Genomic DNA, 22006 nt, shown 5'->3' on the forward strand with positions numbered 1-22006 from the left:
AGGTCGAGGTAGGAGGCTGAAATCATGAACATCCGGCCGATCGACACCGGGGACGCCCCGACCACCGACCCGACCTCCACCTCCACCCCCGACCCCAGCCCGACCGACCACCGACCCGACCGGTGGTCCGGCGAGCTGCTCGACCTCGACGCATATCTGGCCCGCATCGGCTACGACGGCCCCCGCGAACCCACCCTCGCCGCCCTGTACGGCCTCCAGCGCGCCCACACCACCGGCATCCCCTTCGAGAACGTCCACGCCGTTCTGGGCCGGGACCTGCCACTCGACCTGCCCTCCATCGAGGCCCGCCTCGTTCGCGACCGTCGCGGCGGATACTGCTTCGAGCACGTTCTCCTCTTCGCCGCCGCCCTCGAACGCCTCGGGTTCCACGTCACCGGCATGATCGGACGGGTCAGCCTCGGCGCGCCCAAGGTTCTCCCCGCCACCCATGCCCTGCTCGCCGTGACCGCCCGCGACGACGACCGCGAGTGGCTGTGTGACGTCGGCTTCGGGGCCGGCCCGCTCGGACCGATCGAACTCGCCGACGGCGCCCACGTCGCGTACGACGGCTGGCACCATCGGCTGGAGCGGCGGCCCGGCGCCCATGGCATCGGTCAATGGTGGCTGCACCAGACCGCCCCCGGCCCCTCCGGGCCGGACAACGACCCTGAGCGGCTCCCGACCCCCTGGATCGACCGGCACACCTTCACCCTCACTGCCCAGTACCCGATCGACTACGCCGTCGGCAGCCACTACGTGGGCACGAACCCGCGCTCCCCGTTCGTCCGCCGGCTCTTCGCGCAGCGCATGACCCCGACCGCCCACTACAGCCTGGACGACCTGACGCTCGTCACCACGCGCCCCGACGGGACGAGCACCACCCAGGAGATCGCCCCCGAGGCCCTCGACGGAATCCTGCGCAAGGTCTTCGGGATCGGCCTCACACAGGAGGAACTCCACGAGATCACTGCCCGCCGAGCAGCCGCGGCGACGCCGAGGACCTGACCGAACGGCATGCGGTCCAAGCCCCGGGACGGGGAGGGCGCTGGGCCGTCGATTCGGATCAAGCGGCGCCCGGGGCGCCCGAATCGCCCACCGGAGAGGTCTCAGGGCGAGGGACACCCCTGCGCGTGATCGCGGACAGCCAAACAGGGCGCGCGACGCATCAAGCACACGAGCGGGACTCGGGCGCGCCCTTCCGCGCCACTGGGCGCCGTTGGGGCGCGGCCGCTCCAGGGCAGGATCGCGGAGATCCCGACAGAAGGGCGGACAGTGGCGAACGAGTTCCAGCGCGACAAGCTCCTCGACATGTTCCGCGCGATGGACGCCGACGACAACGGCTATCTCGACCGGCGCCACTTGCAGGCCCTCGCAGAACGCTGGAAAGGACTGCCCCGTGTACGCCCGGGATCCGAACTCGCCGCACGCGTGGACACGGTCATGCTGGGATGATGGGATCACCTCGCCGCCCACGTGGACACGAACAAGGACGGCAAGGTCGACCTGGACGAGATCCTCGCCATGGCGGACCGGCTCCCCGCGATGCGCGAGGTCGTCGCCGCGACCGTCGAGACCATCTTCGACGCCGCCGACGAGAACGGTGACGGCCGGATCGCTCCCGCCGGGCACCAACGGCTGGTCGACACGTGGCACGCCGGGAGCGTCGACATCGCCGACATCTTCGAGCACCTCGCCCAGGACGGGGACGGCTACCTCAGCCGCCCCGAGTTCACGGAACTGTGGATCCAGTTCTGGACCGGCGCCGACCCGACCGAACCCGGCAACCACCTGTGCGGTCCCGTGCCGACCCGCACCTGACGATCGACCGCGCTCCGACGGACAGCCTGCATGGCGAAGTTCCCGAGCAGAGATCCTGCGCCCCGCACGGGCCGAGGACGAGACGGGAGGTAGTACGTGACAAGGCGGGTCGCTGCTGAGGGACCCCTGGTGTGGGATCGGGACTCGCTGCGGCAGGACGACTGGCTGGTCCAGCTGCACGCCCCGACCGGGACCGACACGTCCGACGCGGAAGCCCTCCGGCATGCCTGGACGACCGCGGCCGGGCATGTCGATCGACGCCTTCGCGAAGGGCCCGGCTTCGCCGTCGTACGAGGCCTGGCACTGGACGGATCATCCGACGGGGAATGCACCGATGCGGCCAGACGGCTCGGCCGGTCCCTGGGAGAGGTACGACCGAGCGGCGCCTCGGCGGACCGGCTGGTGACCGCCGGAACGCAATCCGTGGGGGAGGAGCGGGGCGACGGCGCGCTGCCGCCCCACACCGACCGGTCGCCACAACGGCGACCACCGCGGGTGCTCGGCCTGCTGTGCGTCCGGCCGGCGATGAGCGGCGGTGAGTCGGTACTGGTCAGCGGAGCCACCGTGCACAACCGCCTGCTGACCGAACAACCCGGCCTGCTCCGCTGCCTGTACCAGCAGGTCCACTTCGGGCGGGGCGACGGGTTCGAACGGCTCTTCCCCGTGTTTCGCCGTCCACCCGGGTCGGGAAGGCTGGAGACCCTCTACAACCGCCACCACATCGAACGCGGTCAGTACGAGACGGGCCATCCTGTCTCGGGCGCATACCTGGCAGCACTGGACGCGTTCGACGAGATCCTGACCGATCCACGGACAGCACTCCGGTTCACTCTGCTCCGGGGCGATTTCCTCCTGGTCAACAACAGGCAGGTCCTGCACGGACGGACTGCCTTCACCGACCCGCACGACCCACTGCTCTCCCGATGCCTGGTCCGCATGTGGGCCGACTGAAACACCACGCCCCGGATCCGGGCATACGTCCGGGCACAAGCCTCAGACGGCCGCGCTCTCGGTACGGCCTGCCGTCTGACGATGCCCAGCGGCGGGAGCGGAAGCGGGAGAGCCACCCCTGAAACACCTCGGTGAACACAGACCTCACGCGCGGCGGGCCACGCGAGGCTAGGCTCCGGGGATGGAGCGAGCTGAGGTTCTGAAGCGCGTGATCGCCATCCTGACGGAGGCTCAGGAGATCCGCCGGGCCGTGGAGGACGAAGACGACTTCGAGCGCGCGTCCGAAATCGAACCGCGGGTGGTCACGCAGATGCTGAACGAGATGCTGCCCCACATCAGAGTGCCGGCCGACGCCGCTCCACAGGACGTCGCCCGGCTCCTCGCCGTAGCTCTCGGTCCCGTGCTGCACACCATGATCTCCGGCTTCACCCTCGCCTTCACCAGCCTCGCCGTGACACATGACGACGGACGGACGGACATCTCCTCGGCCGAGGTGCTGCAGACTCTCGCCCTCCAGGTGGAGGCGGGCCGTTTCGACGAAGGCGCCTGAACGGCCCACCCGGGGCGATATCGGACGCCGTCCGGCCACGCCGCGGAACGAGCGGGGCTCGACAGGAGGGAACCACAGCGGGGCGACGGCAGCCCGACGGACGTCACATGGCGCCCGCACCGCCGGAGAAGGGGCCGCCCGTACGGTAGTAGGCCGAGATCTCCTCGCGGCGCTGCTGTGGGAGGTGCATCCGAGATGCTGGCACGTCCATCTCATCGAGGCTGTCCGGCCGGGTGTCGTCGGTGGTCCTGGCATGTCAAGACGCGTTCCGGCTGTGGTCGCGAGTCCCCCCGACGACCGGCCGCGACGGGTAGGTGCCTCTCTCACGCTGGCGTCCACCGAGATGACTTCCGCGCCCCGCGCCAGCAGGATCCGACACCTGGAGCAGGCCGCCCGCGCCTACTTCGCCGGCATCTCGTACCCCGGCCGGGCCGCGCAGACGTCACGGCATTTCCGGACTTCGTGTTCAGGTTAAGGCCGTGGCGGTGCGGCCTCGACGTGTCCGGACGAGCTGCTTGCCTCGGGGTACGTGCTCGCGGAAAGCCACGAGTGACCGACGCCGCACGGCATCACCGAAACGCACGACGGTCAGCGTCCCCTTCGAGTCTCTGGCGAATTCGGAACGCCACAGAATTCTGAGGACTGCAGGCCGCCGGGATGGTCTCTAAGGATCGGGGATCGGGGATCGGGATGGATGCGGCACATTCGGGATGATGCGCCGCACGGCCGGCGGCCAACCCGAGCGATGGGTGGTGCGAAGATCAAAAGATGGATCATGGCCACGGATGTGACGCGGAGTCGATCGAAGCGGGTACGGCGGGTACGGAGTACGCCGGCTTGATGTCGCTGGTAGAGGCGTCTGTGCGGGCAGAGACGGGTGAGCGGGTCGTGGCCGTGCCGGTGGCCTGCCGGCTGTGCGGCTCGGACGGTGTGGACGAGTTCGAGGTGTGGGCGGGGGACTGCTACTGCGTGGGCTGCCTTATAGCGATCGGGGTGTGGCACGGGGACGACCCTGCGACGTTTCCCTCACCGACACTTGTCTTCCCATGGAGACTCATACCGTCCGTGACCCCGCTTCCTTCTCTGTCGTCCGGGGACTATTTCAGATGCTCCGGCGGAAGCATGGTGTATCAGGTGGCTGTCGCCATGGTGCTCGGCCAGGACGATGCCGTGCGGCGTATCTCTGTCGGCTTGAGATGCTCGGAGCACGGCGAACTGCATCTGTACATCGACAACGCGCATGTGGAGCCGAGCGAATAGTCCGGCGCAGGTCGCGGCCGGAGCGGGAGAACTCGCAGTCGCTACTCGGCGGCCGGGGAGCGGAACGGGCGTGGCCGGTCGGGCCGGCGGGTGTCCTCGCCGCGGCCCGCCCTTCTGGCGCCCCGCACGGCTGGGCACTTCTGCGCACCGCCCTCACCGGAGCGGCGCTGACCGCAGGGTCCTGGGCATGGGATCTTCCCGCAGCTTCGGCCACGCCTCTGGTGAACGAGGAGCCGCGGCCCGCCCCCCCCCGCAGAGGCCTTAGGCGAGCTGAACGTGGGCAACCGGCGCTGGCGCACCCACCACGAGCGACACCCTCACGAGACGCTCGCCGTCAGGAGGGAAGTGGCCTCGGGACAGCATCCGTTCGCCGTCGTACTCGGTTGCATCGACTCCCGCATCGTGCCTGAGCTCATCGTTGATCACATCAAGCCCGCGATCGACCACCAACTCGTCCATCCGGTCGACTGATCCAGACGGATCGCGACCGATCGCTGCCCCCACCCAAATCGCCGGCCGGGGTACGCACCGGTCGGCGCCTGGTGTTCGTAGCCCTGCCGCATCGGCCCAGTCGAGCCCTGGCCCATCGACTTCGAGAGGCGCCATGCGCCCATCCACGCCAAAAAGAGGTGATCCGGGAGGTAGTTAATGGCTGGGCGCCACCCTGCCTCGACGTGCGCGGGCCCCTAGCATTCGACCATCCCCGCTTATACAGGCGGGGTGGTCGGAAAGAACTCATTCTCATGATAGTTCAACCATTGCCAGTTGGACTACCCCATTGAGTACTTCCGGCCCTTCCGATTCCGCGCGCCAGGCCTCCACCGCGGTAGGTCCGTGACGGCCACCGCACTTCAGCGTGGCGCACCGCATCCCAGTCCGTGGCGCGGACGTACCCGTGCGTCCGCGTCCATGGCAACCGAAGCACTGGATGGGAGAAGCATGAGATTTCCCCTGCTCGTGAGCGCGGCGGTCGCCGCGCTGTTCGCCTCGGCCCTGCCCGTCAAAGCCGGCCCGTCGTCGATCGTCGACCCGCCGCCGGACAGGATCGTCATCGACATCGCCACGGTGAACGGATCCGGCTGCCCCCTGGGCACCGCCGCCATCGCCGTCTCCGAGGACAACACCGCCTTCACCGTCACCTACAGTGAGTACCTCGCGCAGGTGGGCGGCGGTTCCTCACCCACGGCGGCCCGCAGGAACTGTCAGCTGAACCTTCTGGTGCACGTGCCGCAGGGATTCACGTACGCGGTCGCCAGCGCCGACTACCGGGGCTACGCCTCGCTTCAGCGCGGAGCGAGCAGCACGGAGAAGGCCTCGTACTACTTCCAGGGCTCGCCGAACACCGCCTCCCGCACGCACACCTTCCGGGGCCCGTACGAGGACAACTGGCAGGCGACCGACGACACCGACTGGGCACAACTGGTCTGGGCGCCCTGCGGCGTGCAGCGCAACTTCAACATCAATACCGAACTCCGGGTGAACGCCGGCACGTCGAGCCCGGGCGCCACCAGCTACATGACCATGGACTCCACGGACGGTGACATCAGCACGGTCTACCACCTGGCGTGGAAGGAGTGCCCGGCCGGCTGACGCACGCGGCGGCCGTGGCGCACCGACGCGCCCGGCCGCCCACCCGGCCGCCCTGTCGCCGCCAGAGGGATCTCCCTCACACGGACCTCGCAGGTGTACGTCTCGCTGAGGAGCTCCGACCACCGCGTAGTACTTGAGGATGAGCCGGTGCCCGCACGGAGACGGACATTGCGACCGATGGGGAACCCGGGCCCGGGACAGCCGTCTTGAGCTTCGCGTCGGCTTGATCGTCGAGTCGACCGGAGGAGGTTCTGATGGCAGGTCAGGTGACGGAGAGGCCGGCGATGGCGTCGGCGCCGGAGTACCAAGGGGCGCTGGGTTCGCTGTCGGTGAACGCTTCACTGCCCGAGGTGCTCGCCCGGGGCGTCCAGGAACTCCGGGCGGCCGAGGAGGCCGGGGACCGGCGGGAGGCGGCGCGCTGCGGGCTGGCCGTGGCAGAAGCATGCCGCAGGCTCGGGCGGATCGAGGAGGCCGACCGGGCGTGGAAGGCGAGCTACCGGGCGGCGCGTTCGGCCGGTCACGAAGGGGCCATGGCGTGGGCGCTGTGGAGCGGCGGCACCCTGGCCCGCCAGCGCGGTGCGCTCAGGCTGGCGTACCGGCTGCTGGGGCTCGCGGCCGAGATGGGGGAGCGGGGCGGGGACGTCGTCGTGCGGGGGTACTCGCTGGCGGGGCTCGCCGAGACCGGGCGAATCCAGGGCGATTACAAGGCGGTCGGGAGGCTGCACGAACAGCTGCTGGCCGAGGCCCGCCGCCGCGGTGAGGCCCGGCACACGGTCTGGGCGCTGGAGGGCATAGCGCAGATGCACCGCAACACGGGCTCCTACGACCGGGCCCTGGCCCTCTTCGAGGAGGCGGCCGATACGGCGTCGCGCGCGGAGGACCGACGCGGATGGGCATGGGCCATGCGGGGCATCGCCGACGTGGTGTCCGTGCGGGACGGGGACGTGGATCGGGCCCTGTCCCTGCTGTCGCAGGCGGAGGAGGCATGCCGAGAGATACGGCTGGCCAGCGCGCTCGCCTACAACCACAAGATGCGGGGCAACGTGCTGTACCGGGCGGGACGCTACGAGCAGGCCCGTGAGTTGTACGCGCAGGCACTGGAGGAGTTCCGCGAGATGGAGGAGCCGCGGGGGACGGCACTGTCGCGGCTCGGACTGGTCAAGGCCGACGCCCGCCTGGGCCGCGACGGCGCGGACACCGCCGCGGAACTCACCGGACTCCGCACGACGCTGGACCGCATCGGGCTGCGGCACGCCCGGGACATGGTGGACAAGGCCGCGGCCGAGCTGGGGGTCGGCCCACTGCCGGATCACACCGGAGACGGACCGGGGGCAGCCGCACCGGCGCTGCCGGCGGTCGGGACGGAAGCCCTGCGGAAGGTCGACGTGGAGGGGCTGCGGTGAGCGCCCTCCCGACGCCTGCTCTCCCGACGCCTGCTCGACCGACGTCTGCTCTCCCGACGTCCGCCCCGGTCTGCTCGCTGGACAGCGCGCCGGGCGCCACGACCGTGACCGCGGTGAGTATCTCTCGTGTGCACGAGGCCTCGGCGGCCGTTCTCCTGGGGCGGTGCCGTGATCGGGTCCGGCCCGCGCTGGTGGAGGCGGTGGGCCGGTTGCACCCCTGGACCGGTGAGATGGCGGCGTACGCACTGGGCTGGGCCGATGTGACCGGAGAACCGGACCCGGACGGATCCGAGGGCAAGGGGGTGCGGCAGACGCTCGCCGTGCTCGGGGCCGAGGCCGTCGGCGCGGACGGAGCCGTCGCCGTCCCGGGCGCCGTCGCCGTCGAACTCGTCCACACCTTCTCGCTCCTCCACGACGACATCATGGATGCCGACGCCCTGCGCCGGCAGCGCCCGGCGGTCTGGAAGGCCTACGGGACCGGCCCGGGCGTCCTGGCCGGCGACGCGCTCCTGGCCCAGGCCGTGACGAGGCTGGCCGAGACCCCGGGCCACCACACGGCTGCCGCGGTACGGCACCTCTGCCGCACCCTGAACGCGCTGGTGTCCGGCCAGGCGGAGGATCTGCGCTTCGAGGACCGCCCTTGGCACGGACCGGGGGCGGTCGAGCCGGAACAGTACCGGTCCATGGCCGAACGCAAGACCGGAGCCCTGCTGGGCTGCGCGCTCGCGCTCGGCGCGACCCTCGGCGGCGCCCCAGACAGGACTGTCACCACACTCGACCGAGCCGGTCGCCATCTCGGCCTCGCATTTCAGGCGGTGGATGACATCCTCGGTATCTGGGGCGACTCGAGAGTGACGGGCAAACCCGTCCACGCCGACCTCCGGCAGGGCAAGAAGACCTACCCGGTGCTCATCGCACTGGTCGGCGGAGGCAAGGCTGCGCACGAACTCGCGGTGCTGCTCGACTCCGGAGAGCGGATCGACGGCGAGACCGCCGCATACGCTGCGGCGCTCGTGGAGGAGGCCGGCGGCCGGTCCGGGACCCGCAGGGAAGCACGCCGACACCTGGACGCAGCTCACTGCACACTGCGAGAGGCGTCCCTCACGCACCCCGCAGCACAGGAACTGGACGTGCTGTTCACCCACTTGCTCGACCGCACCTGGTGACGCCAGGGTCCTGGTCGTTGGTGTAGTCCTGTGCGGACCGGCCGGCGTGCTCGGTGACCTGGCCGTGGACGGATTCCTCGACGGTGTCGGAGTAGACGACCTGTCCGTCGATGTCACGGTGTAGACCCCGGACGTCGCAGCTCCGGTGGTGTCCTCGGCGACCGTCAGGGCGTAGCCGCCGGGGAGCTTCTCGGTGGCGAGGGAAGCGTCGGCGTCGTAGGTGGCGGCGAAGGTACCGCCGACCGAGTCCGTGGTGGAGGTTGCCAGGTCACGGGGCTCGAGGGCGGTGTCGTAGGTGTAGGAGACCTACCGGCCGAGCTTGTCGTACTCCTCCGTCAGCGTGCCGCCGGCGGGCGAGGTCGTCTTGACGGCCTGGCCGGTGGCCGGGCCGTATCGGCAGCTGGGACGGGTTGCTGCCGCCGCTGGTGATCGCGCCGGCCGCGGAGGTGGAGCAGACCTGGTCGGCCCGCTCGGGGCGGCCCTGGCAGTGCCCGGCCGGCTTCGGCCCTTACTGTCCGGTCCTCGTCCCCGGCGAGCACCGGCAGGCGGCGCGAGCTGCCGCGCCGAGAGGAGGGGGAGGGGTGCCTCAGCTGAGCGTTCGGGACCGCTCCGGCCTCAAGCAACGCGGTCACGGCTTCCGAGTCCCCTCGCCGAACCGCCGCGACGAGCTGTGTACTGTCCATCTCGCGCTGTTCCCCCGTCTCGTAGGAGATCGCTGGTCCGATCAGTAAGTACGGTCGGCCACTTTGCAGTGGCCGATCCTCCTCGTCCACGTCGGCCTCCTGAACGGCACGGCCCCGGCGCAGCACAGCACTGCGCCGGGCGCTCGCGGCCACCGTCCGCGCGGTCGATCCCGAGGGGAAGCCGAACCATCCGACGGGGTTGCATCCACATGGGCATCGTTCAACAATCCTCCGCAGTAGGCGAGTTGCCGAGCTTCCGCCCGGCGGGCCGTCGTGCTCCGGGGGCACGCCGAGGGCGTCCGGAGTGGGGGAAACGGGCATGAGTGCCGCTCGGGAGGCCTGACCGAGAAGGACGTCCGGAACCCAAGGGCGCGCGCGTTCGTGGCCGGCGCCGACGGGGAGCGTTGTCGTGCACGAGCGCCGTCCCCGTCCAGGCGGACCGCCGACCAGACGGTGGTGGGTGAGCCTCGGAGTAAGAGCACCGGCCGCGGCCTCGCCCGCTTCGTTCAAATCCCCCGTATCTCGCTCTCACGTCCGTCCGATTCGTTCATGCGTTCCGGCTCGGCGTTGCGGCGGAGAATAAGACCTCTGAAATGATGACCAGTCAACTGACGGGGCAATTGAGCCGAGTTGGGTTTGTGGGGCTTCATGGGCTTCGCTGGAGGAACGTCGGGAAAACCTTTGGACGGCGCGAGTCTCCACACGGAAAACTGTCAATCCTGTCCCGCTTCGATACGAAAGGCAGGATTCGGATGGGAAAGCCTGAATCGCGCAAGAGTTCGCCAAGCAGAGGCTCGGTACTCCTCGCGCTTCGTTTCTATGGACGGGAGCTGACCCGCCTCAAATCGTGGGCGGTGCCCGCGATGCTGCTTCCGGCACTGGGCAACATCGGAATCTTCTACATCGTGCCGCTCATCGTCGCCAAGCTCGTCGGCAGCATCGCGGGGGACACCGACGTCGGTGTCGGTGTCGGCCCGATGCTGCCCTACGTCCTCGGCTTCGCCGGCGTGCTGCTGCTCGCCGAGGCGCTGTGGCGCGTCGGGCTGCACTCCCTGAACCGTCTCGACGCCCTCGGTATCGAGCACCTGTACGTGATCGGCATGGACGCGCTGTTCGCCAAGGACGCCGCCTTCTTCCACGACAACTTCGCCGGTTCACTGACCAAGCGGGTCCTGAGCTTCGCTTCGCGGTTCGAGGAGTTCGTCGACACGCTCACCTTCTCGGTGATGGGCAAGTTCGTGCCCTTGATCTTCGCGTCGGTGGTGCTGTGGACGTACGAACCCCTGCTCGTCGTCGGGCTCCTGACGATGATCGCGGTCACGAGCCTGTGCGTGTGCCCCCTGATCCGTCGCCGCCAGGCGCTCGTCGACCAGCGGGAGGAGGCGATCGCCCGTGTGTCGGGCCACGTCGCCGACAGCCTGATGAACATGGACACGGTCCGGTCGTTCGCCGCCGAAGAACGCGAGGCCGCCGAGCACCGCTCCCGTGTCGCCGAATCGCGCCGCCTCATGCTGCGTTCCTGGGACTACGGCAACCTGCGCATCGACACTCTGATCGCACCGATGTCTGTGCTGACCAATGTCCTCGGCCTGCTTCTCGCCCTCTCGCTCGGCGCGGGGGAGCACGGGGTCGAGGCCGTCGTCGTCGCCTTCACCTACTACTCCAACGCCACACGGATCATGTTCGAGTTCAACCAGATCTACCGCCGCCTGGAAAGCTCGATGACCGAGGCCGCGCAGTTCACCGAACTGCTGCTGACCCCGCCGGCCGTACGGGACCCGGAGGTGCCGGAGCCGCTCCTCTCCGAGGGCGCCGATGTGCACTTCGAGCAGGTGACGTTCGCCCACGCGGGCGCGAAGCCGCTCTTCGAGGGCCTCGAGCTGGCCGTGCCCAGCGGGGCGAAGGTGGGTTTCGTCGGCCGATCCGGCGGCGGCAAGACCACGCTCACCCGCTTGCTGCTGCGGATGACGGACATCGACGGCGGTCGGATCACGATCGGCGGACAGGACATCAGCCGGCTGCGGCAGGCCGAACTGCGCAGCCTGATCGCCTATGTGCCGCAGGACCCGGCGATGTTCCACCGCACGCTGCGGGAGAACATCGCGTTCGCCCGGCCGGACGCCACCGACGCCGAGATCCGCCGTGCGGCCGAGGCAGCGCACGTCACGGAGTTCGTCGACACGTTGCCCGAAGGCTTCGACACGATGGTGGGGGAGCGCGGAGTGAAGCTGTCCGGCGGCCAGCGCCAGCGGGTCGCCCTCGCACGGGCGATCCTGCGCGACGCGCCGATCCTGCTGCTCGACGAGGCGACCAGCGCCCTGGACTCCGAGAGCGAGATCCTGGTGCAGGACGCGCTCTGGCGCCTCATGGAAGGGCGGACGGCGCTCGTGGTGGCGCACCGGCTCAGCACGGTCGCCACCATGGACCGGCTCGTGGTCCTCGACAGCGGTCGCATCGTCGAGCAGGGCACGCATCACGAGCTGCTCGCCACGGAGGGTGCCTACGCGAAGCTGTGGCAGCACCAGTCCGGCGGCTTCCTCGACGACACCACCGCCACCTCCGCCAAGGCAGAGCAGGTGTAGACCCCGGTGGGCACCGTCAGCCGGCCCAGCGGCCCGACACGACGGTGACGGCGAGGGTGTCGGCCCCGCTGATCCTGATGGCCCACACCAACGGCCTGCCCGAGAATCAGTCCCGGCTGGTGGCCCGGGCCCGGCACTCCGAGGCGTACGGCTGAGCGCCGGCCACCATCGACGCCGCCGGGTGCGGTGACCGGCCCCGTTCCGCCGCCGAAGAGCAGACTCGCGCCGACCTCCGCCGGGGGTTTCGTGCCCTGCGCCCAGCGCGAGGAGGCCCGGCAGGTCACCGTTCCTCTGTTGTGGCCGGCAGGACCGTGCCGACAGGTGCAGCCGCAGGTGCAGGCGAAGCGCGCTCCGGCCGTGGTCGGTCAGTCTCACGATCCGCGTGTCGCGCGTGTGGACGAGCCAGGATTCCTCGACGGCGTGGCGGAAGACGGCGGCTCCGACACCGCCCGCCAGGTGGGGCCGTTGCTCGGTCCAGTCGAGGCACGTCCGCACACGCGGTCGGGGCAACGAGGCGGCGGGTTCGTCGACGATGCCGAGCTCCCTCATCCAGCGGGCTCCCGCAGCGGTGAGCGTCGGCCCGTAGTCCCAGGTCAGGAACCCTTCTGTGGTCATCGCGTCGGTGATCGCAACCGCCAGGGAGCCGGCCAGGTGGTCGTGGCAGATGCGGGCGAAGGCCAGCTCCCGGTGACTGCGGGCCGCGGTGAGGGAGCGTACGGGTACCGGATGCCGGGGAGCCCGTGCGGCAAGTGCCTCGATCATCTCGGCGATGCCGGGGTCGGCGAGCCGGACGTAGCGGTTGCGGCCTTTCCGCTCCTCCGCCAACAGGCCGCCTGCCACCAGGGGACGACGCTTCGGCGCCCATCGAAGGGTCGCGCGCCTAGCGTTATCCCGCATGACGACTGACACGCATCGAGTGATACGTCCGAGCATCCTGTACTTCGGAACGCCGGTGGTCCTGCTCACCACGGAGAACGAGGACGGCACCTTCAACCTCGTTCCCATCTCGTCCGCCTGGGCGCTGGGGCAGAACGTGGTCCTGGGACTGGGCGGCGAGAACCAGACGGTGCGCAACCTGGCCGAGCGGCCGGACGTGGTGATCAACCTCGCCTCTCCCGATCTGTGGGAGCAGATCGAGCGCCTGGCGCCGCTGACCGGTGCCCATCCGGTGCCGGAGAGCAAGCGGGCGGTGTACCGGTACGAGCCCGACAAGTTCGCCGCCGCAGGACTGACCCCGCAACCCTCCGACCTCGTACGGCCGCCCCGGGTTGTCGAATCGCCCCTCCAGCTGGAGGCGAGGGCCGTCGCGCTGAACCCTGGCGGAGAGGGCCGCTTCTTCTCCGTCGAGTGCGAGGTGGTCCGGGTCCACGCCCACGAGCGCATCGTCGTTCCCGGCACGGACCACGTCGACCCCGGAGTGTGGAGCCCGCTCATCTACAACTTCCGCCACTACCACGGGCTCGCTCCGGAGGTAGGCCACGGCTTCCGCTCGGAAACGGCCGAGCTCGCCGCGCGCGTCGGGTGATCGCTCGCCCATACCGTCATGCCGTCATGCCGGGAAAGGATTCTGCCGCGGCTGTCACCCATGTCCCTCGGGCTCCGCGGTGATCCGTCGGACGGAATGGTGCGGGCCCGGTGGATTTCACGGCGGGCGTGGTGAGTGCGCCGTAGCATGAGTTCCTTTGTGAAGGTCCACTTCTGACGGAACATCATGTTCGTGTGAAAGGACTCCAGTGACCTCGATACGTAGCGCCCTCGCCCTCCCCCTCGTGGCCGTCTCCCTGACCCTGGCGACCCCACCCGCCTCGGCGGCCGGGACGACCACGGCCTCCGTCGAGGAGGCCCGGCTCGACCGGGTCGCGCCTCAGGAGATACTGAGGCGTAGTGGATTCGACTCCCTGGCACCGGAGTTGGCCGACGCCCTCGCCGGCGCCGACTCCTTCGTCGAGGCGGAGCGGACGGTCGTCCGGTACGGATCGGGGCTCTGGCGGCGGGCTGTGGACCGGGCTCAGGGTCGGGGGAACGCGGGAGGAGACCTCTCGCCGGACGACGACCGTCCGCTGTACTGGTCGCGGACCGCGCTCACCCGTGAACTCCGGTCCTGGAAGCCCGGTTTCGGGATCACCGAGGAGGGACGGGCCCGGCTGCTCGATCGGCTCGAGCGCTCCTCGCGCGGCCAGGACTCGATCCGCTACCCGGCCGGGAAGGGCGTGAAGCGCATCCTGCTGACCGGATTCGACCCGTTCACGCTCGACCGGGACGTCCGGATCAGCAACCCCTCCGGGGCCGCCGCCCTCGCCCTGGACGGCACCTGGCTGCGTACCGCCGACGGTTCCCTCGCCCGCGTCGAGACGGCCGTCTTCCCCGTCCGCTGGGCGGACTTCGCCGACGGCACGGTCGAGCGGACGCTGCGGCGGCACCTTCCGAAGGTGGACCTCTTCACCACGGTGAGCCAGGGCCGGCCCGGTCGGTTCGACATCGAACGGACCAACGGAGCCTGGCGCGGAGGCTTCCCCGACAACGAGAACCTGTCCCGTACGGAGACCGTACCCGTCGCCGATCCGGCCACACAGCCCCAGTGGACGTCGACGAGCCTCCCGTACGCGGCGATCACGGCGGCGTCCACCGGCCGGTTCCCGGTGTACGACAACACGTCGGTGACCGAGCTGCCGGCCGGGGCCGACACTCCCGTCGTCCGCCCCGACGGGCCGACGCCCGGCTCCGTCGCCCGGGCGGGCGGCGGCGGCGACTACCTGTCCAACGAGATCGCCTACCGGGCCACCCTGCTGCGCGATCGCCTCGGCCTGACCACGCTGCCCGGTGGTCATGTGCACACGCCGGTCCTCCAGTTCGGCCCGGGAAACGCCGACCCGGCGACGGGCGGGGTCACCGACCCGGAGTTCGTACGGAACCGGCTCGACATCATCGCCCAGGTGCGGGCGATCGTCGCTGTGGCCGCCGCCCCCCAGGAGTCCTCCGCGCACCCCTCGTCGTAGCGGGCCTGAGTGAGGCGGCGGCCGACGCCGGGTGCGCGGTCAGGGAGCGCCTCCCGGCGGCGGGACTACGCCGGCCAGCCACCGTACGGCACGGTGATGAGCTCCATGGCGTGGCCGACCGGGTCCATGAAGTACACGCCGCGTCCGCCGTCGTTGTGATTGATGGCGCCGGGGTGCTGCCGGTGAGGGTCGGCGTAGTGCTCGATGCCGCCCTGTGTGATGCGCGCGTAGGCCGCGTCGAACTCCGCCTCGGAGACCAGGAAGGCGTAGTGCTGCGGGGTGATTTCGTCCGCGGGGATGGCGGCGAAGTCCAGCGTGACGCCGTTGCTCAGTTCGACCGCGATGAACGGTCCCCATTCCGCGGTGATCTCAAGGGACAACAGATTCGCGAAGAACTCCGCGGACTCCCGGTTGTCCCGGGCATGAACGATCGTGTGGTTCAACTCGACTGGCAAGGAATGCCTCCGAAGGCATCTCCTGACACCTCCATGCCTCACCCAGTCGGTGACCGGCACGCGATGTCGCCAGGCAGCTTAGTAGGATTTTCGGCGCGGCGTCGAGTGCTCCTCGCCGGACTCCCGGCGTAGGGCTGATCCTCGCCGCGCTCCCGGCGCACGGCTTCCCCGGGCAATGAGTGACGGCCACGTCACCCCCTGGTCCCGGTGGGCGGCGGCCGTGAGGTGCACGGCGCACTCCGGCGTAGGAGCCTGGTGGTGTGGCCAAGGCAACGAAGGCGGCGACCGGTGCGTACCGGCGAAGCTGGCTGCGCGGCGCTCCGCCGCCCCGCTGGGTGCGGGTCCTGCCCGTGCTGCTGCTCGTCGGGGTCGGAGCGGCCTCCCTCACCGACTCCTTCCCGCTGGACATCGGATTCCTGCTCGGCGCGGTGCCTCCGCTGGCCGTCCTGGCCTACGGACCGTGGGCCACGGCCTTCCTCTGCGCCGCGACGATCGGGCTGCTGACCATTCCCTTCTTCCATCTCGACCAGCCAGGCAACACCGACCTCTTCACCCTTGGCTTCGTCGCGACCCTGAGCGTCTTCGTCTCCTTCGTCCGTGGCCGCCGGGACGAGCAGCTCGACCTGGAACGTACCGTCGCCGAGACAGCCCAGCGGGCCATCGTCCCGGACGTACGGCGGCGGGTCGGGCCCGTGCGCTGCGCGAGCCTGTACCGTGCCGCCGAGCGCGGCACGCTGGTGGGAGGCGACTTCTTCGACGTCCGGACCGGACCCCACGGAGTGCGGGCGGTCCTCGGCGACGTGCAAGGGCACGGCCTGTCGGCCGTCGCGACGGTCGCCTCCGTCCTGGGGGCGTTCCGAGAGGCCGTGCTGGACGACGTGGACGCGGAGGCGATCGCGGCACGCCTTGACCGCAGGCTCGTGGTCGACTCGGCGTGGACGGAGCACGCGGAACTCTTCGCCACGGCAGTCTTTCTGGACATCGCTCCGCAGGGGCGGGAGGTCCGTGTCCTGGCCTGCGGCCACCCGCCTCCGATCCTGCTGCGCGGCGGAGCCGTGAGCACCCTGGAACTCGCCCCCGGACCGCCCCTGGGGCTGGGCCTCGCCGACGTCACGCCCGGAACCGCCGCCACGGTGGCGCTGCTGCCCGGGGACCGGCTGCTCCTGGCGTCGGACGGCGTCCTGGAGGCACGGGACGCCTCCGGCGCCTTCTACCCCTTCGTCGAGCGTCTGACCCATATGACCGGTGTCGGCCTGGATCAGCTGCCAGACGAGATCTGGGCCGACCTGAGCCGCTTCGCCCCCAAGATCCAGGACGACGTCACCCTCCTGATCCTCACCCTGGACACCTCAGGGCCGGGCTGACCGAGCCGGACGAGCCGAGATCACCGCACCAGCTCGGACGCCAGCAGGTCCATGAGCAGCCCGTCGTGCCAGCTGCCGTCCGCGTCCCGCTCGTACTGCCGCATCACGCCGACTGGCCGGAAGCCCGCCTTCTCATAGCAACGGATCGCAGCGACGTTGTCGGCGGCCGGGTCGATGACGAGCCGGTGGTGGCCGACGTCGTCGACCAGATGGCGGGCGAGGGTGCGGACGGCGTCGGTGCCGAGACCCTCGCCGTGTACCGAGGGATCGAGGAACAGGTCGATCCCCGCGTGCCGGTACTCCGGGTCCTCCTCTGCGTACCACTGGATCATTCCGACGATCCGGTCGTGGTGGAGCACCGTCAGGCAGTGCGTGGCAGGATCCGCGAGGTCGGACGCCACCTCCGCCGCCATGTCGTCCCCGCCACGCCACCGTGCCCGGACTTCCGGGGTGGTCCGGATGGCCGTCAGGGCTGGGATGTCCCCGGGTCCGGAAGGGCGTAGGACGACGCCCGCACCGCGCAACTCGTTCATGCGCACCAGCCTGCCCCGGGGGCCGCCCGGTGGGCTACCCGGGTGCGGCGATCGACCGGGCCGTTCGGCGATCTGCGCGAGGCGACGCCGACGCCCTGGTCACCGGGTCCCGGCTGCCCCCGTCATGCCGGCCCCCGTCGTGCCGGGTGCCGCCGTGCGGGCGATCCTGGGGGCATGGGTGGCCCGTTCCCGCGACGGCTGCCGCCCGCCTACCGGGCGGCGGCGCGAAGGGCGCTGCGCGTCACGATCGCTGCCGGGACCGGGTTCTACGTGCTGCTCTACGGCTTCGACCTGCCGGTCGGCGCGACCTACGCGCTGTTCGGCGCCATCGCGATGGCCGGGCTGTCCCGTCTCCCCGGCTCCGGGCGACAGCGGGCCATGCTGCTGGTGGGCGTGGCGCCGGTGTGCTGGGTGCTGATCACGCTCGGCACCTACCTGTCCGTGCGGACGTGGAGCGCGGTGCTCGGGATGCTGGTCGTCGGGTTCGCGCTGGCGTTCATGGCCGTCGGCGGACCGCGATTCGCGGGCGCGGCCACGGGGCTGCAGCTGATGTACATCCTGCCGTCCTTCCCCCCTTACGACCCCGGCTCGCTGGGTGAACGGCTCGCGGGCGCGACGTTCGGGCTCGCCGTGCTGATCATCGCGGAGATGACGCTGCTGCCCGAGCCGCCTGCCCTGCCCTACCGAGAACGGGCCGCCCGGGCCGCCGACTGCGCCGCGCGGTGCGCGGATCGGCTGCACACCGCCCCGTACACACTTCCGGAGGCCACACTGCACACCGCCCGGGCCCTGAGCACGGGGCTCCGCTCCTCCCGGGTACCGGAGGCGGACCGACCGGCCGGAGCGGGGGTACGGCAGCGGGCACTGGCCCACACGGGCCTCGCGACGCGTACTTTGCTCGGCAGACTGACGGTGCTGCCGCCGCCCCCTCAGGGCGCGGTACCGCCGGCGGACGCAGCCGACGCGGGCGGTGCAGGGGGTGAGCAGGCCGGGGCGACGAGGGGACCGGACCCCTTGCGGGCGGTCATGGAGGTGGCGCGGGAAACGGCCGCCCGGCTGCGGGGCCGTGTGCCTGACGGGCGGGCGCACACCACCTTGCAGCAAGCGCGTCAGGCGCTTGCGGCGACCGAGGACAGCTCTCCCGCCACGCTGCGCCGTAACGCGGCGCTCCTGGAGGTGGCGGACGCGGCACTCGCGATGTCCACGGCGGCCGACATCGCCGTACGGGGCCGAGCGGCCGACGTACCGGAGCCGGGCCGGTTCTGGTATGCACGGCAACGGGCACCTCGGTTGTGGTGGCGACGCCTTTCGGGCCACGCGGGCGGTCGGTCGGTGTTCTTCCAGAACGCCGTACGCATCAGTCTGGCCCTGGCGGCAGCCCGGCTGATCGCGGGCATCGACACGCTCCCGCACGGCTTCTGGGTGCTCCTCGCGACGCTCACTCTGACGCGGACGACGGTGCGGGAGACCCGGACGACGGAACGGAAGGCGCTGACCGGCACCCTCGTCGGCGCTCTGGTCGCAGCGACGCTGCTGGCAATCGTCGGCACCGACATCGAGGTGTACGCGGTGGCACTCCCGCCGCTGATGCTGGTCACGTTCACGCTGGGGCCGGTCAAGGGCGTCGGCTGGGCGCAGGCGCTGTTCACGGTGGTGGTGGCGCTCGTCTTCGCGCAGCTGGCACCGGCCACCTGGCAGCTCGCCGAGTTCCGCCTGCTCGACGTGCTGGCCGGCAGCGCGATCGGCGCCGTCTTCGGACTGCTCGCCTGGCCGCGGGGCGCCCATGACGAATTGCGGCGGTCGGTCGCGGTGCTGCTGCGGATCGCCGCAGAGATCGTGGTGGCCACGACGGCGCAGATCGCGGCGGGCGGGCGGCGCGTGCCGGTGCCCACGGCGCAGGGGCACCGCAGCCTGCAACACGCCCTGGTCATGGCCGAGTCGGCGTACGCGCAGTACCAGAGTGAACCCCAGAGCATCGGCCCGCCGACGGTCCGCCGAGACTGGCAGGCCGCGCTGATCGCCGGACACCACACCCTGTGGGGCGCCGACCGGCTTCTCGTACCGGCTGAGCCGGTCGTGATGCCGCCGCTGGGCCGGGAAGCCTCGGAATCCCTCATCCGCACCGGCGACCGGGTCGCGGCGGGCATGCTGCTGACCTCCGCCCACACGGACCCGACCGAGGACACCGCGGAGACACCGGCACCGCTCCACGCCCCGACGGCCTCCGCCACCATGGCCGCCGACCCGCCCGGCGCAGCGCCGCGCGTGTACTACGCGACCATGTCCTGGCTGGCCTCACTGGCCACAGATCTGGAACGGCTCGCTGCGGAAACCGCGACCGAAGCCGAATTGACAGCGACAGCGGCGGTGTCGCGGGCACACCCGGCCTCCGCGCTCGACGACCGACGGCGTACCCATGAGCAGTGAACCCGCTCCCTTCCAGGTCTACCAGGCAGGACACCTCCTCCATGGGACGAAGGCGGACCTCGTTCCCCGGGGACCTGGTGAGAGCAGGCCACGCGTCGAACTTCGAGGCAGGGCGGGTGTCCCGCCACGTCTGTGTCACCGAGACCCTGGACGCCGCCGCCTGGGGTGCTGAGCTTGCCGCCGGCGACGACCCGGGTCGGATCTACCTCTGATCTTGCGCAGTGCTCCGCCCTTCAGGGCGGGGGTGAAGCGCATCCTTGGCCCGAGGCGCCGGAGTTCCCTGCGCCTCCGGGGGTGACGGCCAGACGGTCCAACCTGACGCCTATGTCGGGGTGTTGACGAGTAAGGGCTGTACGGAACGACGAAGCTCCTGGTAGACGGGTTCTCGACCAAGATCACCCGTGTCCGCCAGGAGCTTCGCGTGCTGTGCGTCTTGGCCAGGGGACGCGCTGTTCTCCTCGGAGTGGGTCACTCCGTCGTTGGAGACCGCGATCAGGTACTGCCCGGCGTAGGCGACGAGCTGCGGGGCCATGTGCTGATGGAGCCTTCGACCAGGGCCGGGCCGCGACCATCGCGCCTTGGAATAGGCGTCTGCTTTCGGGCCCGTCGACCCGGGTTCTCGGTCCGGGGTCAGACCTCGATGACGATCTTCCCCGAGGTGTGGCCCTCCTGGCTGAGGGTGAAGGCCGCAGCAAGTTCGGAGAGAGGGAACATTGCGGCGACATCGACCGTGAGCCGGCCCTGGTCCGCGAGCCTGCCCAGAGCCGCGAGGTCCGCGCTGTCCGGGCGGACCCACATCCACTGGCCACCCGCACCGAGGACGGTGTGGTCGGCGATGGAAGCATGCCGCCCGCCCTCGGCCAGAACAGCCAGGGTGGTGTCCAGAACCCCGCCCACGAAGTCGGCGACAACCGTGACCCCGTCCGGAGCCAGGGCACGAACGCGTTCGGCCAGTCCGTCCCCGTAGGTGACGGGCTCGCAGCCGAACCCTCGCAACCGATCGTGGTTGCGCGGGGAGGCGGTGCCGATGACCCTCGCTCCCCGTGCCCGGGCCAGCTGCACGCCGAGGGACCCGACGCCGCCGGCCGCGCCGTGCACGAGAACGATGTCGTCGGAGCTCGTCCCCAGACGGGTGAGGAGCTGGTAGGCAGTCAGGCCGGCCAGCGGCAGTCCGGCGGCCTGCGCCCAGTTCAACGAGGCCGGCTTGGCGGCGAGAGCACGTACGGGCACGCTGACGTACTCGGCGAAGGTACCGCCGTGCACGTAGTCCTTGCGGGCGTAGGCCATCACCTCGTCGCCGACCGCGAACTCGGGCACGTCGATGCCGACCCGCTCCACGGTGCCGCTCACGTCCCAACCAGGAACGACCGGGTGAAAGACATCCATCAGGCTGTCGAGCCCGCCCGCCATGATCTTCCAATCGACCGGGTTCACCCCGGCACATCGGACCTTGACGAGAACCTCGCCAGGGGCGACCTTCGGCAGCGGCAACCGGGTCTCACGGAGCACCTCCGTCCCACCGTACGTCTCATACGCCATCGCCCTCATAGTGCCCTCGGACATCCCCGACGCCTCTCCCGTACCGTTCGGTCCCCGCTCCATCTGAGCACGGTGAGCCCCGGACACATCGCAAGGCTCGCCCGGAAGTAGGGGCGGGTGGGAGCCTGGTGCGCGGCCCTGGCGGACCACCACTACGGGCAGGCGGTGCCCGTTCTCGTGACCACCCAGGAGCAGCTCCAGGAGCACGGCGCCGACGGGGCGGTGTGGCGGCGGCTGGGCCGGACCGGCGAGCAGACGCTGACGGCCGCGCTCGACGACCCCGACGGCGATGCCCTCCACCGAGACCAGATGGCCCGCGCCGACGAGCGGGTGGCACAAGTGCCGGGCCGTCGAACGGGAGGCGCAGCGGCCGGTATGCACGCGGTGCCGGCAGAAGTTCACCGACGAGCGCTGGGCGGAGATCACCGCGCGCGGCTGCGCCTGGACGGCCGGGGACCTGACCGTGTGCGGCACCTGCCACGCCGACGACGTCGCAGGGACGACGACCGGGAGCCGGCCAGGCCCGGCCGCGCTCTTCCGCCGCCGCGGCTGACCGCGACGCACGCCGGGCAAGCCCCAGGGGGGCCTGGGCAAGCCACCCCGAGCACCGGCTTGCCCACCACCGGAGCGGGCCGGGAGGCGTGATAGGGCTTGCCCATGGTGTGCACAGGCTTGCCCTGGCCGGTGCA

Annotated in this window: 21 protein-coding genes and 2 pseudogenes; 17 read left to right on the forward strand and 6 right to left on the reverse strand. The window is 70.6% G+C overall.

Going from position 1 to position 22006, the window contains the following annotated elements; translation table 11 throughout:
• The first annotated feature begins 24 nt into the window (after window positions 1-24).
• The 6 genes from ACIBG6_RS04880 to ACIBG6_RS04905 all read left to right on the forward strand — a co-directional run bounded on the left by ACIBG6_RS04880 (window position 25) and on the right by ACIBG6_RS04905 (window position 4579).
• Entirely contained in the window at window positions 25-1005 is a 981-nt protein-coding gene (locus ACIBG6_RS04880) for an arylamine N-acetyltransferase (RefSeq protein WP_399221070.1), read from the forward strand.
• 267 nt (window positions 1006-1272) lie between these two features.
• A complete protein-coding gene (locus ACIBG6_RS04885) occupies window positions 1273-1452 on the forward strand; it encodes a hypothetical protein (RefSeq protein WP_399221071.1) in 180 nt (59 codons plus the stop codon).
• A 21-nt stretch (window positions 1453-1473) separates the two neighbouring features.
• A complete protein-coding gene (locus ACIBG6_RS04890; protein ID WP_399221072.1) occupies window positions 1474-1818 on the forward strand; it encodes an EF-hand domain-containing protein in 345 nt (114 codons plus the stop codon).
• A 129-nt stretch (window positions 1819-1947) separates the two neighbouring features.
• A complete protein-coding gene (locus tag ACIBG6_RS04895; RefSeq protein ID WP_399221073.1) occupies window positions 1948-2769 on the forward strand; it encodes a TauD/TfdA family dioxygenase in 822 nt (273 codons plus the stop codon).
• Between the two features lie 181 nt (window positions 2770-2950).
• Window positions 2951-3319: a hypothetical protein gene (locus ACIBG6_RS04900; protein WP_399221074.1), complete on the forward strand. Its 369-nt coding sequence runs from the start codon at window positions 2951-2953 to the stop codon at window positions 3317-3319.
• Between the two features lie 840 nt (window positions 3320-4159).
• The gene (locus ACIBG6_RS04905) at window positions 4160-4579 is read left to right on the forward strand and encodes a hypothetical protein (RefSeq protein WP_399221075.1); all 420 of its coding nucleotides are present in this window, start codon (window positions 4160-4162) and stop codon (window positions 4577-4579) included.
• Window positions 4580-4840: 261 nt separating this feature from the next.
• Here the strand turns inward: ACIBG6_RS04905 and ACIBG6_RS04910 are convergent, their stop codons facing one another.
• Window positions 4841-5038: a hypothetical protein gene (locus ACIBG6_RS04910; protein WP_399221076.1), complete on the reverse strand. Its 198-nt coding sequence runs from the start codon at window positions 5036-5038 to the stop codon at window positions 4841-4843.
• A 480-nt stretch (window positions 5039-5518) separates the two neighbouring features.
• Here ACIBG6_RS04910 and ACIBG6_RS04915 point away from each other — a divergent pair, with 480 nt between their 5' ends.
• The 3 genes from ACIBG6_RS04915 (at window position 5519) to ACIBG6_RS04925 (ending at window position 8738) form a co-directional block, all read left to right on the forward strand.
• On the forward strand, window positions 5519-6169 hold the full coding sequence (locus ACIBG6_RS04915) for a DUF4360 domain-containing protein (RefSeq protein ID WP_399221077.1): 651 nt from the start codon (window positions 5519-5521) through the stop codon (window positions 6167-6169).
• 254 nt (window positions 6170-6423) lie between these two features.
• On the forward strand, window positions 6424-7572 hold the full coding sequence (locus tag ACIBG6_RS04920; RefSeq protein ID WP_399221078.1) for a tetratricopeptide repeat protein: 1149 nt from the start codon (window positions 6424-6426) through the stop codon (window positions 7570-7572).
• Between the two features lie 113 nt (window positions 7573-7685).
• Window positions 7686-8738, forward strand: a complete 1053-nt coding sequence (locus ACIBG6_RS04925) for a polyprenyl synthetase family protein (protein WP_399221079.1) — start codon at window positions 7686-7688, stop codon at window positions 8736-8738.
• A gap of 13 nt (window positions 8739-8751) precedes the next feature.
• Here ACIBG6_RS04925 and ACIBG6_RS04930 read toward each other — a convergent pair.
• A pseudogene (locus tag ACIBG6_RS04930) lies at window positions 8752-9231 on the reverse strand (hypothetical protein); the annotation flags it as partial.
• Between the two features lie 942 nt (window positions 9232-10173).
• Here ACIBG6_RS04930 and ACIBG6_RS04935 point away from each other — a divergent pair.
• From ACIBG6_RS04935 to ACIBG6_RS04950, 4 genes and pseudogenes are all read left to right on the forward strand, one after another.
• Window positions 10174-12003: an ABC transporter ATP-binding protein gene (locus ACIBG6_RS04935; RefSeq protein ID WP_399221080.1), complete on the forward strand. Its 1830-nt coding sequence runs from the start codon at window positions 10174-10176 to the stop codon at window positions 12001-12003.
• 62 nt (window positions 12004-12065) lie between these two features.
• Window positions 12066-12263 (forward strand): annotated as a pseudogene (locus ACIBG6_RS04940) (alpha/beta hydrolase); the annotation flags it as partial.
• Between the two features lie 635 nt (window positions 12264-12898).
• Complete coding sequence (locus ACIBG6_RS04945; protein ID WP_399221081.1) at window positions 12899-13528, forward strand: flavin reductase family protein; 630 nt, start codon at window positions 12899-12901, stop codon at window positions 13526-13528.
• 244 nt (window positions 13529-13772) lie between these two features.
• Window positions 13773-14999 (forward strand): pyroglutamyl peptidase, encoded by a 1227-nt coding sequence (locus ACIBG6_RS04950; RefSeq protein WP_399221190.1) that lies wholly within the window; start codon window positions 13773-13775, stop codon window positions 14997-14999.
• Between the two features lie 65 nt (window positions 15000-15064).
• On the opposite strand, the gene ACIBG6_RS04955 is transcribed toward ACIBG6_RS04950, so the two are convergent.
• On the reverse strand, window positions 15065-15454 hold the full coding sequence (locus ACIBG6_RS04955; protein ID WP_399221082.1) for a VOC family protein: 390 nt from the start codon (window positions 15452-15454) through the stop codon (window positions 15065-15067).
• Window positions 15455-15714: 260 nt separating this feature from the next.
• Between ACIBG6_RS04955 and ACIBG6_RS04960 the strand changes: the two genes are divergently transcribed.
• Window positions 15715-16818 (forward strand): PP2C family protein-serine/threonine phosphatase, encoded by a 1104-nt coding sequence (locus ACIBG6_RS04960; protein WP_399221083.1) that lies wholly within the window; start codon window positions 15715-15717, stop codon window positions 16816-16818.
• A gap of 20 nt (window positions 16819-16838) precedes the next feature.
• On the opposite strand, the gene ACIBG6_RS04965 is transcribed toward ACIBG6_RS04960, so the two are convergent.
• The gene (locus tag ACIBG6_RS04965; RefSeq protein ID WP_399221084.1) at window positions 16839-17351 is read right to left on the reverse strand and encodes a GNAT family N-acetyltransferase; all 513 of its coding nucleotides are present in this window, start codon (window positions 17349-17351) and stop codon (window positions 16839-16841) included.
• Window positions 17352-17525: 174 nt separating this feature from the next.
• Between ACIBG6_RS04965 and ACIBG6_RS04970 the strand changes: the two genes are divergently transcribed.
• Both ACIBG6_RS04970 and ACIBG6_RS04975 read left to right on the forward strand, forming a co-directional pair.
• Complete coding sequence (locus ACIBG6_RS04970; protein ID WP_399221085.1) at window positions 17526-19778, forward strand: FUSC family protein; 2253 nt, start codon at window positions 17526-17528, stop codon at window positions 19776-19778.
• A gap of 41 nt (window positions 19779-19819) precedes the next feature.
• Window positions 19820-19990 (forward strand): NAD(+)--rifampin ADP-ribosyltransferase, encoded by a 171-nt coding sequence (locus ACIBG6_RS04975; protein ID WP_399221086.1) that lies wholly within the window; start codon window positions 19820-19822, stop codon window positions 19988-19990.
• A gap of 110 nt (window positions 19991-20100) precedes the next feature.
• Here the strand turns inward: ACIBG6_RS04975 and ACIBG6_RS04980 are convergent, their stop codons facing one another.
• The gene (locus ACIBG6_RS04980; RefSeq protein WP_399221087.1) at window positions 20101-20310 is read right to left on the reverse strand and encodes a hypothetical protein; all 210 of its coding nucleotides are present in this window, start codon (window positions 20308-20310) and stop codon (window positions 20101-20103) included.
• 98 nt (window positions 20311-20408) lie between these two features.
• Entirely contained in the window at window positions 20409-21326 is a 918-nt protein-coding gene (locus tag ACIBG6_RS04985) for an NADP-dependent oxidoreductase (protein WP_399221191.1), read from the reverse strand.
• Between the two features lie 280 nt (window positions 21327-21606).
• Between ACIBG6_RS04985 and ACIBG6_RS04990 the strand changes: the two genes are divergently transcribed.
• Window positions 21607-21870, forward strand: a complete 264-nt coding sequence (locus ACIBG6_RS04990) for a hypothetical protein (RefSeq protein ID WP_399221088.1) — start codon at window positions 21607-21609, stop codon at window positions 21868-21870.
• Window positions 21871-22006 lie beyond the last annotated feature (136 nt).

This window comes from Streptomyces sp. NPDC050842 (assembly GCF_044456565.1).
Lineage (GTDB): Bacteria > Actinomycetota > Actinomycetes > Streptomycetales > Streptomycetaceae > Streptomyces.

Excerpts from the sequence above, each read along its gene's own strand:
- ACIBG6_RS04880 (WP_399221070.1), top strand. The coding sequence starts at position 25 with ATGAACATCCGGCCGATCGACACCGGGGACGCCCCGACCACCGACCCG.
- ACIBG6_RS04900 (WP_399221074.1), top strand. The coding sequence starts at position 2,951 with ATGGAGCGAGCTGAGGTTCTGAAGCGCGTGATCGCCATCCTGACGGAG.
- ACIBG6_RS04905 (WP_399221075.1), top strand. The coding sequence starts at position 4,160 with ATGTCGCTGGTAGAGGCGTCTGTGCGGGCAGAGACGGGTGAGCGGGTC.
- ACIBG6_RS04910 (WP_399221076.1), bottom strand. The coding sequence starts at position 5,038 with ATGGACGAGTTGGTGGTCGATCGCGGGCTTGATGTGATCAACGATGAG.
- ACIBG6_RS04915 (WP_399221077.1), top strand. The coding sequence starts at position 5,519 with ATGAGATTTCCCCTGCTCGTGAGCGCGGCGGTCGCCGCGCTGTTCGCC.
- ACIBG6_RS04920 (WP_399221078.1), top strand. The coding sequence starts at position 6,424 with ATGGCAGGTCAGGTGACGGAGAGGCCGGCGATGGCGTCGGCGCCGGAG.
- ACIBG6_RS04935 (WP_399221080.1), top strand. The coding sequence starts at position 10,174 with ATGGGAAAGCCTGAATCGCGCAAGAGTTCGCCAAGCAGAGGCTCGGTA.
- ACIBG6_RS04945 (WP_399221081.1), top strand. The coding sequence starts at position 12,899 with ATGACGACTGACACGCATCGAGTGATACGTCCGAGCATCCTGTACTTC.
- ACIBG6_RS04965 (WP_399221084.1), bottom strand. The coding sequence starts at position 17,351 with ATGAACGAGTTGCGCGGTGCGGGCGTCGTCCTACGCCCTTCCGGACCC.
- ACIBG6_RS04970 (WP_399221085.1), top strand. The coding sequence starts at position 17,526 with ATGGGTGGCCCGTTCCCGCGACGGCTGCCGCCCGCCTACCGGGCGGCG.
- ACIBG6_RS04975 (WP_399221086.1), top strand. The coding sequence starts at position 19,820 with ATGGGACGAAGGCGGACCTCGTTCCCCGGGGACCTGGTGAGAGCAGGC.
- ACIBG6_RS04980 (WP_399221087.1), bottom strand. The coding sequence starts at position 20,310 with ATGGCCCCGCAGCTCGTCGCCTACGCCGGGCAGTACCTGATCGCGGTC.
- ACIBG6_RS04985 (WP_399221191.1), bottom strand. The coding sequence starts at position 21,326 with ATGAGGGCGATGGCGTATGAGACGTACGGTGGGACGGAGGTGCTCCGT.
- ACIBG6_RS04990 (WP_399221088.1), top strand. The coding sequence starts at position 21,607 with ATGCCCTCCACCGAGACCAGATGGCCCGCGCCGACGAGCGGGTGGCAC.